Source organism: Streptomyces sp. NH27, assembly GCF_056859195.1.
This window is the reverse complement of sequence record NZ_JACEGK010000122.1, coordinates 1-16,133: the sequence shown is the minus strand read 5'-3', so window position 1 is coordinate 16,133 and position 16,133 is coordinate 1. Positions and strand designations below refer to the sequence as shown.

The window sequence follows — 16,133 nt, the reverse complement described above, 5'->3', positions numbered from 1 at the left end:
TCATAGTCTCCACGCCACAGAATCGACGTTAGTTTTCACATTCACGGATGATCATCTTCACGCCGTAGATGGTGTGAAAGGAGGACGTGCCTGTGCCCGCACTGCGGCCGTACGCCCTGCGGTGCGACCACCGCACCACCCCGCTCGGAATCGACGACCCCGCCCCGCTGCTGTCGTGGCGGCTGGCGTCCGACCTGCGTGGAGACGCGCCCGTTGCGTACCGGGTCCGTGTCGCCGAGCGGGCGGAGGACCTGGCGGAGGGCGGTCGACCGCGGTGGGACAGCGGCCGGGTCGAGGACACCTCCGCGATCGGCGCGGGCTACGCGGGACCCGCGCTGCGCGCAAGGACCCGCTACCACTGGCGGGTCGAGGTGTGGTCCGCGCTGGCGGCGGAGGCGGCTCCCGCAGATGCCGTCTCCTGGTTCGAGACCGGGATGACGGTGCCGTCGCAGCCGGCGGACCGGAGCCGGCCCGGCGCACCGGAGTGGCACGCCTCCTGGATCACCCACGACCCGAACCCGATCGAGGTGATGGACGCACCGACCGAGGGCGAACTCGCCCTGGACGCCCACGGCCTGGCCCCGTGCCCGCTGCTGCGCCGCACCTTCTCCGGCGCGCCCGGCTCGCCCGGCGCCCCCCTCGTCCGCGCCAGGCTGTACGTCAGCGCGCGCGGCCTGTACGAGATACGCCTCAACGGCACCCGCGTCGGCGACGCCGAACTCGCCCCGGGCTGGACCGACTACACCCGCCGCGTGCAGTACCAGACGTACGACGTCACGGAGTTGGTCGACAGCGGCGAGAACGTCCTGGCGGCGACGATCGCCGACGGCTGGTGGAGCGGCTTCGTCGGCTTCGAGCCGCGCCGGGCGGGCGCGCACTACGGCACGTTCCCGCAACTCCTCGCCGAACTGCATCTCACCCACGCCGACGGCAGCGTCCGCACGGTCGTCACCGACGGCACCTGGGTCACGCACACCGGGGCGATCCGGTCCGCCGATCTGCTGATGGGCGAGTGCCACGACCTGCGACGGGCCCTGGACGGCTGGGAGTTGCCCGGCTTCGACGCCGGCGACTGGGCGCCGGCCTTGGTCGTGGACGCCGAACACCGGCTGCTGGTGGCGTCCGTCGACGAACCCGTCCGGGCGATGGCCGAGATACCGCCGGTGTCCGTCACCCGCGTCTCCCCCGGCACGCACATCGTCGACTTCGGCCAGAACCTCGCCGGGCGGATACGGCTCGGCGTCGAGGCCCTCGCCCCCGGCGCCCGGGTGGTCATCCGGCACGGCGAGGTGCTGGACGGCAAGCAGCGCCTGTACACGGCCAATCTGCGGACGGCCGCGGCGACGGACGTACTGATCGGCGACGGGCGCGGGCACATCGAGTTCGAACCGCGGTTCACCTACCACGGCTTCCGCTACGCGGAGATCAGCGGCATACCGGAGCTGAGCGCCGACGCCGTGGTGGCCGTCGCCCTGCACAGCGACACCCCCTGGGCGGGTTCCTTCGACTGCTCGGACCCCGACATCCGCCGGCTGCACTCCTGCGTCGAATGGGGCCAGCGCTCCAACTTCGTGAGCGTGCCCACCGATTGCCCGCAGCGCGACGAACGGCTCGGCTGGCTGGCCGACGCGCAGGTCTTCCTCCCCACGGCAGCGCTCAACGCGGATGTGGCGGCCTTCTTCACCAAGTGGCTGCGCGATGTCGACGACGCGCGGACGCCCGACGGCGGCTTCACCAACGTCGCACCGCGCCTGGCCGGCGTCGCCGACGAAGGGGCCCCGGGCTGGGCCGACGCGGGGGTGATCGTGCCGTGGCACCTGTACCGGACCTACGGCGACCCGCGGTTCCTCTCCCGCGCGCTGGACGGGATGCGCGCGTGGGTCGCCCTGATCCACCGGCACAACCCCGATCTGATCTGGCGGCACCGGGTGGGCCCGCACTTCTCGGACTGGCTCGCCCCCGGCGTCCCCACTCCGCGCGAGGTCATCGCCACCGCGTACTTCGCGCACAGCGCCCGGCTCACCGCGCTGGCCGCGGAGGCGCTGGGACACCACGACGTGGCGACGGAACACCACCGGCTGGCGGCCACCATCAGGTCCGCGTTCGTGGCGCGCTTCGTCACCACCGAGGCCGCCGAAGGCACCGGGAACGCCGGGAACGCCGAGGACAGCGAAAGCACCGAAAGCACCGAAGAACAGGTGCGGTTGGCGGGCGACACCCAGACCGGTTACCTGGTCGCGCTCGCCTTCGGCCTGCTGCCCGAACACCTGGCGGACGGCGCGGCCCGCCGGCTCGCCGAACTCGTCGAGGCGGCCGGGCCCGCCCTGCAGACCGGCTTCGTCGGGGTGGCGCTCGCCGCACCCGTACTCGACGCGTACGGGCGCGCCGATCTGGCCCATGCGTTGTTGCGCCGCACGGAAGTGCCGTCGTGGCTCTTCCCGCTGCGGCACGGCGCCACCACCATCTGGGAGCGCTGGGACGGCTGGACGCCCGAGGGCGGCTTCCGGGCGCCGGCGATGAACTCCTTCAACCACTACGCACTCGGCTCCATCGGCGAATGGCTCCACCGCGGCGTCGCCGGTGTGGACCAGAGCGCGGACTCCGTCGCCTACCAGCGGCTGCGCATCCGGCCCCGGCCCGGCGCGCTCGGCCACGCGAGCGCCCGCTACGAGTCGGCGCGCGGCACCGTCGCGGCCGGCTGGCGGCGCGAGGGCGAGCGCCTGACCCTGCGCGTGCAGGTGCCGCCCGGCGCCACCGCCGACGTCTTCGTACCCACCACCGATCCGCGCTCGGTCCGCGAACTCGCCGCGGCGCCCGAGGACGGCGCCCACACCACGTTGATCGACACCGGCCCCGGCCACGCCCACTACCAGGTGGCCTCGGGTGCCTCCCACTTCACCGCGGCATTCTCTCCGGCGGCGCGACCGCCCGCCGGTCCCCAGGAGGAGGACACACCATGAGCACGGGTTCCCGCAGTCTGCCCGGCCGGGGCACGGTGAGCCGCCGAGGACTGCTCCGCGTCGGCGGTGGGGTCGCGGCCGCGGCCGCGCGCCCGTCGGTCCTCACGGCGGGTTCGGGTTCGGGTGGCTCAAGCGGCAAGGTGCGGGTGGTCGGTGTCGCCGACGAGCAACAGCCGATCACGGACCTGATCGCCGCCTACCGCAAGGGCCACACCGGCGTCTCGTTCAGCACGTCCTTCGCGCCCACCGACCAGGTGCAGACGGTGGTCCGCACCCAACTCGCCGGCGGCAACGCCCCCGACGTGCACGTGCTCTACCCGGGCAGCGGCAGCGCGATGTCCATGGTCGAGCTGGCCAAGGCCGGTCTGCTGGCCGACCTCGACGACCAGGCGTGGACCAGGACCATCCCGAAGAGCTTCGACGCCGCGTACCGCAAGGACGGCAAGACCTATCTCTACTCGGCCGGCAGCAGCGTCATCGGCGCCATCTACAACAAGAAGGTGTTCGCCGACGCCGGGGTGACGCCGCCTAAGACCTGGTCCGAACTGCTCGACGTCTGCGCCACGTTGAAGTCCAAGGGTGTCGTGCCGATCGCGCTCGGCGCGCAGACGCCATGGGTCACCCAGCTGATCACCTACGCGCTGGTCCCCAACGCGGTCTACGCCAAGGACCCCACCTTCGACGACCAAATGGCCGCGGGGCGGGCGAAGTTCGTCGGTTCGGGCTGGGCCGACGCGATGGGCAAGTACCTGGACCTGCAGAAGCGCGGCTACTTCAACGACCACCCCGACGGCACCACTTACGAGCAGCAGACCTCGATGGTCGCCACGGGCAAGGCGGCCATGGCCGTCCAGGTCTCCGCGGTGCTGGCCGAGTTCCGGCAGGCCGCGAAGTCCCCCGACGATCTGGGCATGTTCCCCTTCCCCGGTGGGGACGACGCGGCGAACCTGTGGATCCCGGCGGGCATCATGGTGGGACTCGGGGTGTCGGCGCGGGCGAAGAACGCGGCCAAGGCCAAGGCGTTCATCGAGTTCCTCGGCAAGCAGGAGAACATCAACGCCTGGGCGGCGGATGTCTCCGCCATCCCCTTCTCGCGCGACTCCAGCACCAAGATCGACCCGGTGCTGTCGGAGTTCCTGCCCATCATCGACGCCAACCACGCCGTGCCGTTCATGGACCAGCGCTGGCCCAACGCCGAGGTGCAGCCGGCCCACTTCGCCGCCGTACAGGACCTGCTCGCCGGCAAGACCGACGTCAACGGCGCGCTGGAACAGATGGACAAGGTGTACGGGAAGAAGTCGTGAAAGCACCTCGCATCGCACTGCCCCGGCCCGGTCGCCGCGACCCCACCGTGCCGCCGTGGATATTCGTGCTGCCCGCGCTGGTCGTGTACGCGCTCGTGGTGCTCTACCCGAGCATCGCGGGTGTGGTCTACGCGTTCACCGACTGGTCCGGCATCGGGTCGTTCTCGTTCGTCGGCCTCGCCAACTTCCATACCCTGCTGGGCGACGACCGCGCCCTGCAGTCCATCACCAACACGCTGCTGCTCACCGTCGCCATCGTCGTCGTGCAGAACCTGATCGGGCTGCTGCTGGCGCTCGGTGTGAACGCCAACATCAGGTCCAGGACGCTGCTGCGGGTGATCTTCTTCGCGCCCGCCGTGGTCAGCCCGGTGATGGTGGCGTTCTTGTGGAAGTACGTCTACAACCCCGACAACGGCGCGGGGCTCAACGGCGTCCTCGGCGCGGTCGGGCTCGGCGCTCTGCGCCAGGACTGGCTGGGCAACCCGTCGATCACGCTGTGGTCCGTGGCGGCGATGGTGGTGTGGCAGTACGCCGGCTACTCGATGGTGATCTTCCTGGCCGGGTTGCAGGACGTGCCCGCCGAACTCCTGGAGGCGGCGCGGATCGACGGCGCCGGCAGCTGGCAGCGGTTCCGCTACGTCACCTGGCCGCTGCTGGCGCCCGCACTGACCATCAACCTGATGCTGTCGACCATCGGCGGCCTGAAGCTCTTCGACCAGGTGTACGCCGCGACCAACGGCGGCCCCGGCACATCCAGCGAGACGCTGTCGACGGTGCTCTACAAGGAAGCGTTCGTGTACGGGAAGTTCGGCTACAGCACGGCCGTGGCGCTGGTCCTCGCGCTGTTCGTGGCCGCGGTCTCCCTGATCCAACTCCGTTATCTGCGCGCCCGGGAGGTCACCGCGTGAGTACCGTCACGGCCGGCGGGGTCAGCACCGGTGCCGAACGCCCCGTCGCGGCGCGCCGCAAACGGCGTCCCGGGTACGGGCGTTACCTCCTGGAACTGGTGATGATCGCGGCCGCCGTCGTCTTCCTGTTCCCGGTGTACGCCCTGATCACGCTGTCCCTGAAGAGCCCGACGCAGATCGCCGACTCCCCGCTGTCGCCGCCGACTTCGCCCACCTTCGACAACTTCGGCAACGCCTGGTCGTCGGCGTCGCTCGGCTCCGCCCTGGTGAACAGCGCGATCATCACCGCCGTCAGCCTGCTGCTGCTCATCGTCGTCGGATCGACCGGCGCGTACTACCTCGCGCGGTGCGCGAGCGGCCTCGGTTACGGGCTGTACGTCCTGTTCCTGCTCGGGATCATCCTCCCGTTCCAGCTCGGCATGATCCCGCTGTACAAGCTGGTCGACGACCTCGGCTGGCTCGGCACCTACCAGGGCATGATCCTGTTCTACACCGGCATCCAGATGCCGTTCACCGTCTTCCTGTACACCGGGTTCATCCGGGCGCTGCCGCGGGACTACGCGCAGGCCGCGCTGATCGACGGCTGCGACCACCGGCAGGCGTTCACCCGGATCGTCTTCCCGCTGCTGCGGCCGATCACCGGCACCGTGATCATCCTGAACGCGGTCTTCATCTGGAACGACTTCTTCACCCCGCTGCTGTACCTCGGCGGTTCCGGCAAGGAGACCGTGCCGGTGGCGATCTTCTCGTTCGTGGGGCAGTACGTCTCCGACTACGGCCTGGTCTTCGCCGGTCTGGTGCTCGCCGCGCTGCCGATCCTCGTCATCTTCCTGTTCCTCCAGCGCTACGTGATCAAGGGGTTCGCAGGTGGCCTCAAGGGCTGACGGTGCGGCATGACAGACAACTCCCTCTCGGCAGAACCCCCGGCGGATCTCCTGGCGGCCCTCCCGGCGGGCATCGCCGCGGTCCTCGCCGAGCACCCGAGGGCCTTCTCGCCCACCGCGATCTGGTGGTGGAGCGGGGAGCGCCTGGACCGGGCCCGGCTGCGCGCGCAGCTCGAACGGTTCGCCGAGGGCGGGGTGTTCAACCTCGTCATCCTCAACCTGGCACCTTCGGGGCCGCTGTTCGGGTCCGACGCCGACGACCCGGCGTTCATGACCGACGCCTGGTGGACGCTGCTCGACGGCGTGTGCCAGGACGCGGCCGAGCTGGGCGTATTCCTCTGGTTCTACGACCAGTTGGGCTTCTCCGGGGCCGACATGCAAGCGCGTCTCGTCGACGAACAGCCGCAGTACGCAGGGCGCGCGCTGGCGCGGGTGCGCGCGGTCGTCGACGGTGACGGCGAGCTGAGCTGCCCGGCACAGGCGCAACCGGTCGGTGGCCACGCCGAACCGCTGGACGAGGCAGGCGAGGTGACCGGCCCCGCCCTGCCGCTCACCCTCGACGGGCGTACGGTGCGACCGCCGGGACCCGGCCGCTGGCGGCTGACGCTCCATCACCATGTGGCGCTCGGTTTCGACTACCTCGGCACCGAGGCGTGCGCCACGCTTCTCGACCGGGTGCACGGCGCCTTCGAACGGCATCTGGGCGACCGGCTCGGAACCGTGGTCGCCGGCTCGTTCCAGGACGAACTGCCGTCCCTGCCCACCTGGTCGACCGGGTTCGCCGCGGGCTTCCGGCGGCTGCGCGGCTACGACCTCGTACCGCGCCTGGACGCGCTGTACGAGGACGGCGCGCGCCCGGACGCCGGACGGATCCGGCACGACTACCAGCTGACCCGCGCCGAACTGGCCGAGGAGGCGTTCTTCCGGCCGCTCGCCGGCTGGCACGAGCGGCACGGGCTGCTCGTCGGCTGCGACCAGCAGGACCCCGCCCGCGCCGGACACCCGGTCGGCGGCGTCGAGTTGTACGCCGACTACGCCAGGACGCACCGCTGGTTCTCCGCGCCGGGCTCCGACCACCACGGCGACGCCCGTATCCACTCCTCGCTGGCGCACCTGTACGGGGGCCGGCGCACCTGGATCGAGGCGTTCCACTCCACCGGGTGGGGCGGCACGCTGGAGGAGACGTTCGACTGGCTGCTGCCGTGGCTGCGCGCCGGCGCGACCCTCTACAACCCGCACGCGGTGTACTACACGACCAAGGGCGGTTGGTGGGAGTGGGCGCCGCCGGGCACCGACTGGCGCCAGCCCTACTGGCGCCACCACCGGGTCTTCGCCGACGCGGTGACCCGGCTCTGCGCGATCCTGAGCCTCGGCCACCACCTGTGCGACCTCGCGGTGCTGTTGCCCACCACGACCGCGCAGGCCGGCACCGCGCTGGACGGCGTCTCGTCCGCCGCGGCGCGCGCGCAGGAGACGTATCTCGAACTCGTCGGCGACATGACCTGGTTCCGCACCAGGCCGGGGGTGCTCGACCGGCTCGGCCGCGACGCCGACGTGATCGACGACGCCTCCCTCGCGCGGGCGACGGTGCGCGGCGGCGGGCCGGACGGGACCCGGCTGTGCGTCGCCGAGGAGCGGTACGCGACGGTCCTGCTGCCCGCGTGCACCGTGCTCGAAGCGGACACCGCGTGGCGGCTGGTGGAGTTCGCGTCGGCCGGCGGACGGCTGGTCGCGCTCGGCGCCATGCCCGAGGAAGTCGTCGGCGCCGGCGCCGATGCCGCGCTCGACGCGCTGCGGGCGTGCTTCGCCGACGGCCGGGCCGTGTTCGTGCCCGCCACGGACCAACTGTCCGATGTACTGGCCGGTTTCCGCCCGGTCGTCGAGGCGACGGTCCCCGCGCTCGCCCGCCAAGTGGCCGACGCCACCGTGGTCTTCCTGACGGCCGCCGCCCCGCGCGCGACCCGGGCGGCCGTCGCCGCGCCCGACGAACGGGGTGCCGCTTTGGGCTGGCTCGACGCGCGCTACGACTTCGACCCGGGCCGCTACGCGCGCACCGCGCGGGTCAGGGTCCGTGACGTGGCGGGACCCGCGGTGCTGCTCGACCCGTTCGGCGGTGCGCCCCGCACCCTTCCGGTCGCGGCCGTCCCCGGCGAGCCGGGGTACTGCGAGGTCGAGGTGCCCTTCGACGCCGGTCCCGCCGCGGTGCTGGTGCTGCCCGCCGGTCGCGAACGGCCGCGGCTGCCGGAGGTGGTGGCCGCGCGGGCCGGCGGCTCGCTCACGATCCCCGAGGACGCGGACTGGGACATGCGTCTCGTGCCGACCGCCGACAACACCTGGGGCGACTTCGACCGCCCGGCCGCCGGGCCGGGTGGCCCGGGCGGCTCAGGCGGCCCGGCCCGCACCGAACTGCGCACGTTCCGCCACCGGGTGGAGGGTCCCGGCGAGGACGGCCTACGCGACGGGTGGGCGGCGCCGGGAAGCACCGCGGCTCCGGCCGAGCCGTCCGCGCACGCCACGTTCGGGCCGCACGCCGTGCTGCGCGGGGCGGACGGGGAGACCGTCAGGACCCTGGAGTGGTCGGACTCCCGCGGTATCCACAAGGACCCGGTGCACCGCGCGGTGCTGGGCCCCAAGGGCCATGTGCCCGAGGAGTTCATCCATGTCGGCCCGACGCCGGCGGGGGCGACCAGGCGGGTGGCCGTGGAACTGCTGCTGGCCGACGCCTTCGAGGGCCATCTGGCGATCGGCGCCGCCGCCGCGAAGTCGGTCCGGCTGGACGGGCGGCCGGTCGAGCTGGCGGACGGCGGCCATCTCGCCCTCGGCCAGGTGCGGTTGCACGCCGGCCGGCTGCTTCTGGAACTCGATCTGACGCCTGATCAGGACATCGATCTGCGCGCGCATGTGGCACTCGTCCGCGACGCGGAACGCTACCGGCGCCCCGAGTGGATCGCCGCAACTGCCGTGCCCGTCAAGGCGGGTGAGGGCTCGGGTGAGGGCGCGGGCGGCGCGGGCTCGGGCGCCGTACGGGTCGGTACGACGTTGTCGCTGTCCCGACCGCCCGCGCGCGCCGTGGTGCAGGTCGCCGCTCGTGGCCGGTGCGTGCTGCGGGTCAACGGTCAAGTGGTGGGCCGACAGGGCGGTTTCGACCCGTACGCCGAGCACGCCGTGCCGCGCGTGCGGCGCCATGACGTGGCAGCGGCCCTGCGGGCGGGCGACAACGAGATCGCGGTGGAGAGCGCGGGCGGGGACGACCTCGCCGTCCTGGTGGACGCGGTCTGCCACGACGACCGCTCGGCCCTCGTCGCCACCGCGCACAGCGATGCCACCTGGTGGGCGGAACGCGACGGCGAACGGCTCCCGTCGGTGGTCCGCCGCGCGCCGGCGGGCGACCCGGCGGCCCTGTACCTGCGCCGCCGGCCGCACCCGCTGCCCGGCGCCGCCTGGCTGGACCCGGACGCCGACGACGGCACCGTGGCACCCGTCGGATTCGCCGTGCCGGGCGCCCGGCCGCCGGTGGAGTGGATGTGGTTCGAACTTCCCCCCGGCGCAACCCGGTTGACGGTGGAGGTGCACGGCGGCGCCACGGCGTTCGTGGACGGCGAGGAGTGCGGCAGCACTGCGGGCACCGCCGGGCCGCACACCCTGACCGTCTACCCGGCAGCCGGCGGGACCCCCTCGGGCGTACGCTCCGCCGCGCTGCGGCTGACACCGGACCCCGGCCACGAAGGCGGCGCCGCCCTGGCCGGACCGGTGCGCTGCGAGGTCGGCCCCGGCCGGATCAGAACCGGCGACTGGGAGTCCCACGGCCTCGCCGAGTACAGCGGCGGCGTCCGCTACCGCCGGGTCGTCCAGCTGCCGCCCGACGCCGCGGCCGGCCGGATCTCCCTCGACCTCGGCCGGGTGCGCGGCACCGCAGAGGTGTCGGTCAACGGCGTCACCGCCGGGGTACGGATCTGCTCCCCCTACGTCTTCGACCTAACCGGACTGACGCCACCGGGCGCCAACACCCTCGAGATCACGGTGTTCGGCACCCTCGCCCCCCGGCTCGACGCAACAAGCCCCACCCACTTCGTCTTCCCCGGCCAACGCGTCTCGGGCCTGCTGGGCCCGGTCCGACTCCTCACCGGGCCTCGGGAGGGTGCCGGGCCGATCAGGTGAGTCGCCGGCGTGACAGCCGCGCTGGAAGGGCCGCCCGAGTGGCTACGTCCGACCGGGCGCCGGCCTACCGGCCGCTCGCGCTGTGAGGGCGCCTCGCGATCCGGGCAAGCCGCGAGCCGGATGACGGGTGCGGGTGCCGTCCACACCCGCGCCTGCGGTGCCGTGGAGGGCGCGTATCCGCGCGGCAGCGTCGTCACCCGACGCGACCAGGAAGAGCCGGCCCGGGTCGCCTCTGCTCCCAGGGCGGGCCCCATCCGCTCGCGCGCCGCCCCCACCGGCAAGGGCACCGCCCGACAGCCCCGCCCGACCGCGCCCGGGCGGGGCCGTACGACCGGGACGGGCGTTCAGAGGCGGCCGGCTCCCCTGGCGTCTGCCGGGCCGCGCCAGCGGTCACGGGCGCTCCCGACGCGGAACAGGTAGTCGGCGTACGCCTGTTCGTAGTGGGCGACGCCTGCCGGGTCCGGGTCGACCACCGCCTCGGGGGCCGTCCACTCCGCGATGTCCAACTGCCTTCCGAGGGTGTCCCCGTGGGCGGCGATCCCCGCCAACACCGCGCCGCGCGCGCCCGGTTCGGGTCCCCGTGCGACGCGCAGCGGGCGGCCCAGTACGTCGGCGAACAGCCGTAGCCACGCGGGGTTGCGGGCGCCGCCGCCGCAGACGGCCAACTGGCCGGTCAGACCAGCCGCTTCGAGGCAGTGGCGGGCGGCGAAGGCGATGGCCTCGCACATGGCACGGACCAGGTCGGCGCGGGTGGCCCGCAGGTCGAGCCCGGTGAACTCGGCGCGCGCGGTGGGATCGACGAAGGGCACGCGTTCGCCCGACGGCGACAGGTAGGGCAGCGCGGCGACGCCGCGGGCACCGCGCGGGGTGGCGTCGAGCAGTTCGGAGAGCTGGTCGTGGGTCGTGCCGGTCAGCCCGAGCACCCAGTCGAGCGCGACGGTGCCGGTCATCGCCGGCAGCGCCCGCATATGGCGATCCGCCCGGGCCGTGGCGAGGTGGAAGCCGACCGGGTCGTCGTCGAGGGCGACACGCTCCACGACGACCTGGCAGGCGAGGGTCGTGCCGACGATGAGGAGCCCGTCGCCCGGCTCGGTCACCCCGGCGCCCGTCGCGCAGGCCGGCAGGTCGTAGGGGCCGCAGGTGACGGGTGTGCCGTCCGGCAGACCCGCGCTGTGCCCGCGCGCCTGGCCGTACGGCAGGGTCGCGGCGATGGGCGGCAGCAGACCGGCGCGGTGTTCGAGGCCGAGGGCGGCGAGCGCGTCAGGGGCGTAGGTGCGGGTACCCGGGTCCAGGAAGGGCACGGATGCGTCGGACAGGTCGGTGCCGCGCTCGCCGGTCAGCCGCAGATGGATGACGTCCTTGCAGGAGGCGGCGGTGGTGGCCGCGTCGAGGGACTGCGGTTCCTGGCGGTCGAGCCAGGCCAGCAGCGGCCCGGGCGAGCCGGGGAAGAGCACGTTGCCGGTGCGCCGGTAGAGCCGGTCGGCGGTGCCGTCCGCCATCCAGCCGGCGACCAGCCCGCCGGCCCGGCCGTCCATCCAGGACATCGCGGGGCGTACGGCCCGGCCCTCGGCGTCCACCAGCCACAGCCCGTCGCCCTGGCCGGTGATGGCGACGAGCGCGGGGGCCTGTCCTTCGGTGACGGCGGCGATGACGCCGGTGGCGGCGCGCACCACCTCCTCGACGTCCTGCTCGACGTGCTCGCCCTGCCCGCCGAGCGAGATCGGCATCGATTCGACGCGCAGGGTCGTGCCGTCATCGGCGAAGGCCGCCGCCTTGGCGACGGAGGTTCCCATATCCAGTCCGACGAACACCGTGCGTTCCTTCCCTCGGCTGAAACACCTTCGGTTGACACACCTTCGGTTGAAGGGCCTTCGGTTGAAGGGCCTTCGGCTGAAACACCTGCACAGGACGAGGACTTCAAGCGCCGCAAACTTCAGGAGGCGCAAACTTCGGGCGGTGAGAACTTCAAGTGGCTTGCTCGGGTTGGAGCTTCGGGCGGCGGGAGCTCAGACGACGCGGTGGGCGAGCGGCTCGCCACGCAGGAACCGGCCCACCTCCGCGGCCGCGATCCGTGCGGCGTTGTGCGCGACGGAGGTGTTGGCGCCCGCCAGGTGGGGCGTCATGACCAGCCGGGGCGCGGTCCGCAGCCGCGAGTCCGGCGGCGGGGGCTCCACGCCGAACACGTCGAGCCCCGCGGCGGCCAGCCGCCCCGACTCCAGGGCGTCGCAGAGCGCTTCCTCGTCCAGCAGCGCGCCCCGCGCGCAGTTGACGACGACCGCGCCGTCGGGCAGCAACGCCAGTTCGCGGGCGCCGAGCAGCCCGCGGGTCTCCGGGGTGAGCCGCGCGTGCAGCGACACCACGTCGGAGCCGCGCAGCAACTCGTCGAGTTCGGCGACGGGTTCACCGGACGCGCGCAGCACCTCCTCGTCGGCGTACGGGTCGTACAGCCGTACCCGCGCGCCGAGCGCGGTCAGGGCGCGCGCCACCCGGCTGCCGACGGCCCCGCAGCCGATCAGCCCGACGGTCGCACCGTCGAGACCGGGACCGCAGTTGTCGTACGTGTAGAACTCGCCGGCCCAGCGCCCGGCGGCGAGCGCGGCGGACGTCTCGGGGATGCGGCGCATCGCCGCGAGCATCAGCCCGACGGTGTACTCGGCGGTGGCGGCCGCGTTGCGCCCGGGGGTGTTGCAGACCTGGACGCCGTGCTCCTGCGCCGCGTCGAGATTGACGTTGACCGGGCCGCCCCTGCCGATGACCACCAGCCGCAGCTCGGGGGCGCCTTCGAGGATCTTCCGGGTCACCGGCGCCATCTGGGTGACGCACACCTGCACCCCGCGCAGCGCGGTGATCATGGTGTCCTCGTCGCCTGATGCCTCGTCGACCTCGGCGACCCGGCCGAAGGGGGTGAGCGGCCACGGCAGCCGCAGCTCTTCGATGGAGTGACCGGTGCCGATCTCGGCCGTCAGCTCCCGGGTGAACAGGTCGGGGGCGACGAAGTGGTCGCCCGCTGCGAGGATTCTCATGGCCGAGGTCTCCTTCATGTTCTGGTCGGAGCGGTCTCGTAGGGGACACCGCTCTCGTCGAGGGAGCGCAGGACGCCGGGCGGGGTGCGGTCGTCGATCAGGATGAGGTCGAAGGTGGTGAGCGGGGCCAGCCGGTGCAGCGCGGTGCGCCCCAACTTGGAGTGGTCGATCATCAGCACGCTGCGGTTGGCCGCCTTGAGCATCGCCCGCTTGACCGCGACGATGCGCTGCTCCTGGTGGAAGGCGTAGTCGCCGTAGACCGACGAGGTGGAGACGAAGCACAGGTCCACCCGCAGCGCCTCGACCGCCTCCACGCAGGGCACGCCGAGGAAGGAGTCGTGCAGCCGGTCGTAGTCGCCGCCGAGCGCCATCAGGTGCAGCCCGCGCTCGTCGGCGAGCAGGTTGAGGGCTTCGAGGAAGTTGGTGACCACGGTGAGCGGTTCTATGCCGGGCAGCAGCCGGGCCAGTTCCAGCGCGGTGGTGGAGTCGTCGATCATGACGGACATGCCGGGTTCGATCAGCGTCGCCGCCTTCGCGGCGACGGCCTCCTTCTCGGCCCGCATCGTCTTCTTGCGGAAGGCCACGTTGCTCTCGAACACGCCGGACGGCTGGACCGTGACGCCACCGCGGAACTTGCGCAGGATGCCTTCCCGCTCCAGTTCGTCGATGTCGCGGTAGATGGTCATCAGGCTCACCCCGAACCGCTCGGCCAGATCGGACGCGGAGACCGAGCCCTCGGCCAGCACATGGTCCGACAGCTCGCGACGGCGCTGCGATGGCCCCCGGCGGTTCTTGTCCTGTGACATCCCTCGGTCCCGTTCCGATCCGTCGACCCGACCATAACAGTCTGCACTGTGGATATAACATTCAATCCTGATGTAGCGTTCGGCAGTGTTCACTACGCGCGGCGGTCAGGTCAACCCGTCGAGCGACCCGTCGAGCGGTCTCCCAGCAGGTGAGAGCCGAGTTACGGACCCGTCGTGACCCCGCGGGCGGACACCCGCCCAGGCTGTGGTCACGGTGTGAAAAGCGTCCCGCGACCACCGAGCGACGAACGAGAGGACCGGAGCCCGTGACGGACACACCCGACCAGGACCTGTGGCTGGGCATCGACCTCGGGACGCAGGGCGTACGTGCCCTCGCCGTGACGGGCGACGGCCGGGTGCTCGGCCGCGGCTCCGCCCCGCTCACCGGCACCCGGGACGGCAACCGTCACGAACAGCTCCCGTCGGACTGGTGGGACGGCGTCGGCGCGGCGGTCCGCGAGACGCTGCGCCCGCTGGAGTCCGCGCGGGTACGGAGCCTTGCGGTGTGCGGCACATCCGGCACCGTACTGCTCACGGACTCCCGCGGCACACCGGTGACCGCCGCGCTGATGTACGACGACAGCCGGGCGGCCGCCGAGGCGCGCTGCGCCCAGGAGACCGGCGCCGACGTGTGGGACGCCCTCGGCTACCGGATCCAGCCGAGCTGGGCACTGGCGAAGCTGCTCTGGCTCGTCCGCCAGGAGGACGGCGACGCGGCAACGCTCCGCGGCGCCCGGGTCTGCCACCAGGCGGACTTCGTCACCACCCGGCTCGTCGGGCGCCCGGTGCCGACCGACTCCAGCCACGCCCTCAAGACCGGCTACGACCTGCACGGCCGCAGCTGGCCCCGCGCCGTCCACGAGCAACTGGGCCTGTCCGGGCTGGACTTCCCACCGGTGGTGGCGCCCGGCACCGTGCTCGGCACCGTCTGCGCCGAGGCGGCCGCCCTGACCGGGCTCGCCGAGGGCACCCCGGTCGTCGCCGGCATGACGGACGGCTGCGCGGCCCAACTCGGCTCGGGCGCCTGGGACATCGGGCAGTGGAACACCGTCCTGGGCACCACCCTCGTGATCAAGGGCGTCACGGCGCGCCCGCTCGCGGACCCGGCCGGCGTGCTCTACAACCACCGCTCCGCCGACGGGAACTGGCTGCCGGGCGGCGCCTCCAGCGTCGGCGCCGGCGCGCTGACCCGGGCGTTCCCCGGAGCCGACCTGGCACAACTGGACCGCGCCGCCGCCGCGTACGAGCCGGCGAGCGTGCTCTCCTACCCCCTCGTGTCACACGGCGAGCGCTTCCCGTTCCTGGCCCCCGACGCCGAACCCTTCACCCTCGGCACCCCGGCCGACGACGGCGACCTGCACGCCTCGCTCCTTCAGGGCGTCGCGTTCGTGGAACGCCTGTGTCTTTCGTACGTAAGGCAGTTGGGCGCCCGGATCGAGGGGCCCATCGCCTTCACCGGCGGCGCCACCGGCAGCCCGTACTGGAACCAGCTGCGCGCCGACGTACTCGGCCGGCCGGCCACCATTCCCGAACAGGCCGACTCGGCCCTCGGGATGGCCGTGCTCGCCGCACACGGTGTCGCGTCCGCGGGCGGCTCCGGTGCGGCGGCGTGGTCGGCCCTACGGCCAATGGTGCGGGTGCGTACGACACTTGAGCCGCGGCCCGAGGTGAGCCGGCGGTTCGACGAGCCCTTCGTGGCGCTCGTGGACGAATGGGAACGCCGCGGCTGGCTCCCCGCGGAGTCGGCCGCCTACGCACGGGAGCACGGTTGACCACCACCGCCGCCACGACCCTCTTCCTCACCCGGCACGGTGAGACCGTCTGGCATGAGGAGAACCGCTACACCGGGGTCAGCGACATCGCGCTCACCCCGCGCGGGCTCGAACAGGCCGAGGCGCTCGGCGTCTGGGCGGCGGGCGCCCGGCTCGACGCCATCGTCACGTCCCCGCTGTCCCGGGCCCGGCGCACCGCCGAACCCGCGGCGCGGGCTGCCGGGATCGTGCCCGTCGTCGAACCGGACCTGCTGGAGGTCGACTTCGGCGTCGCCGAGGGCCGCACCCTGGGCGAGCTCCGGGCCTACCACCCCCCCC

General features: G+C 72.8%; 10 protein-coding genes. 7 read left to right on the top strand and 3 right to left on the bottom strand.

The genetic code is table 11. The features are described 5' to 3' along the window. The first annotated feature begins 86 nt into the window (after positions 1–86). From AC13HU_RS12810 to AC13HU_RS12790, 5 genes are read left to right on the top strand one after another with little or no spacing between them, the layout of a single operon-like run. A complete protein-coding gene (locus AC13HU_RS12810) occupies positions 87–2,960 on the top strand; it encodes an alpha-L-rhamnosidase (RefSeq protein WP_483041949.1) in 2,874 nt (957 codons plus the stop codon). Further along, positions 2,957–4,264, top strand: coding sequence for an extracellular solute-binding protein (locus tag AC13HU_RS12805; RefSeq protein WP_483041948.1), 1,308 nt, complete (start codon positions 2,957–2,959; stop codon positions 4,262–4,264). Before AC13HU_RS12810 ends, AC13HU_RS12805 begins: the two co-directional genes overlap by 4 nt. Next, entirely contained in the window at positions 4,261–5,172 is a 912-nt protein-coding gene (locus tag AC13HU_RS12800) for a carbohydrate ABC transporter permease (RefSeq protein WP_483041947.1), read from the top strand. Before AC13HU_RS12805 ends, AC13HU_RS12800 begins: the two co-directional genes overlap by 4 nt. Further along, a complete protein-coding gene (locus tag AC13HU_RS12795) occupies positions 5,169–6,056 on the top strand; it encodes a carbohydrate ABC transporter permease (protein WP_483041946.1) in 888 nt (295 codons plus the stop codon). The genes AC13HU_RS12800 and AC13HU_RS12795 overlap by 4 nt, the downstream gene beginning before the upstream one ends. 9 nt (positions 6,057–6,065) lie before the next feature. Further along, entirely contained in the window at positions 6,066–10,214 is a 4,149-nt protein-coding gene (locus AC13HU_RS12790) for a hypothetical protein (protein ID WP_483041945.1), read from the top strand. 344 nt (positions 10,215–10,558) lie between these two features. Here the strand turns inward: AC13HU_RS12790 and AC13HU_RS12785 are convergent, their stop codons facing one another. From AC13HU_RS12785 to AC13HU_RS12775, 3 genes are all read right to left on the bottom strand, one after another. Beyond that, positions 10,559–12,025: an FGGY family carbohydrate kinase gene (locus tag AC13HU_RS12785; protein WP_483041944.1), complete on the bottom strand. Its 1,467-nt coding sequence runs from the start codon at positions 12,023–12,025 to the stop codon at positions 10,559–10,561. Between the two features lie 195 nt (positions 12,026–12,220). Then, on the bottom strand, positions 12,221–13,237 hold the full coding sequence (locus AC13HU_RS12780) for a 2-hydroxyacid dehydrogenase (protein WP_483041943.1): 1,017 nt from the start codon (positions 13,235–13,237) through the stop codon (positions 12,221–12,223). Between the two features lie 14 nt (positions 13,238–13,251). After that, positions 13,252–14,043: a DeoR/GlpR family DNA-binding transcription regulator gene (locus tag AC13HU_RS12775; RefSeq protein WP_483041942.1), complete on the bottom strand. Its 792-nt coding sequence runs from the start codon at positions 14,041–14,043 to the stop codon at positions 13,252–13,254. A gap of 266 nt (positions 14,044–14,309) precedes the next feature. Between AC13HU_RS12775 and AC13HU_RS12770 the strand changes: the two genes are divergently transcribed. Next, positions 14,310–15,815, top strand: coding sequence for an FGGY-family carbohydrate kinase (locus AC13HU_RS12770; RefSeq protein ID WP_483041941.1), 1,506 nt, complete (start codon positions 14,310–14,312; stop codon positions 15,813–15,815). Beyond that, positions 15,812–16,133: histidine phosphatase family protein (locus tag AC13HU_RS12765; protein ID WP_483041940.1), on the top strand; the 322-nt coding region annotated here is incomplete at its 3' end. The genes AC13HU_RS12770 and AC13HU_RS12765, both read left to right, overlap by 4 nt.

Bases quoted from the DNA above. Each gene is read 5' to 3' on its own strand.
- AC13HU_RS12805 (WP_483041948.1), top strand. From the start codon at position 2,957: ATGAGCACGGGTTCCCGCAGTCTGCCCGGCCGGGGCACGGTGAGCCGC.
- AC13HU_RS12790 (WP_483041945.1), top strand. From the start codon at position 6,066: ATGACAGACAACTCCCTCTCGGCAGAACCCCCGGCGGATCTCCTGGCG.
- AC13HU_RS12780 (WP_483041943.1), bottom strand. From the start codon at position 13,237: ATGAGAATCCTCGCAGCGGGCGACCACTTCGTCGCCCCCGACCTGTTC.
- AC13HU_RS12775 (WP_483041942.1), bottom strand. From the start codon at position 14,043: ATGTCACAGGACAAGAACCGCCGGGGGCCATCGCAGCGCCGTCGCGAG.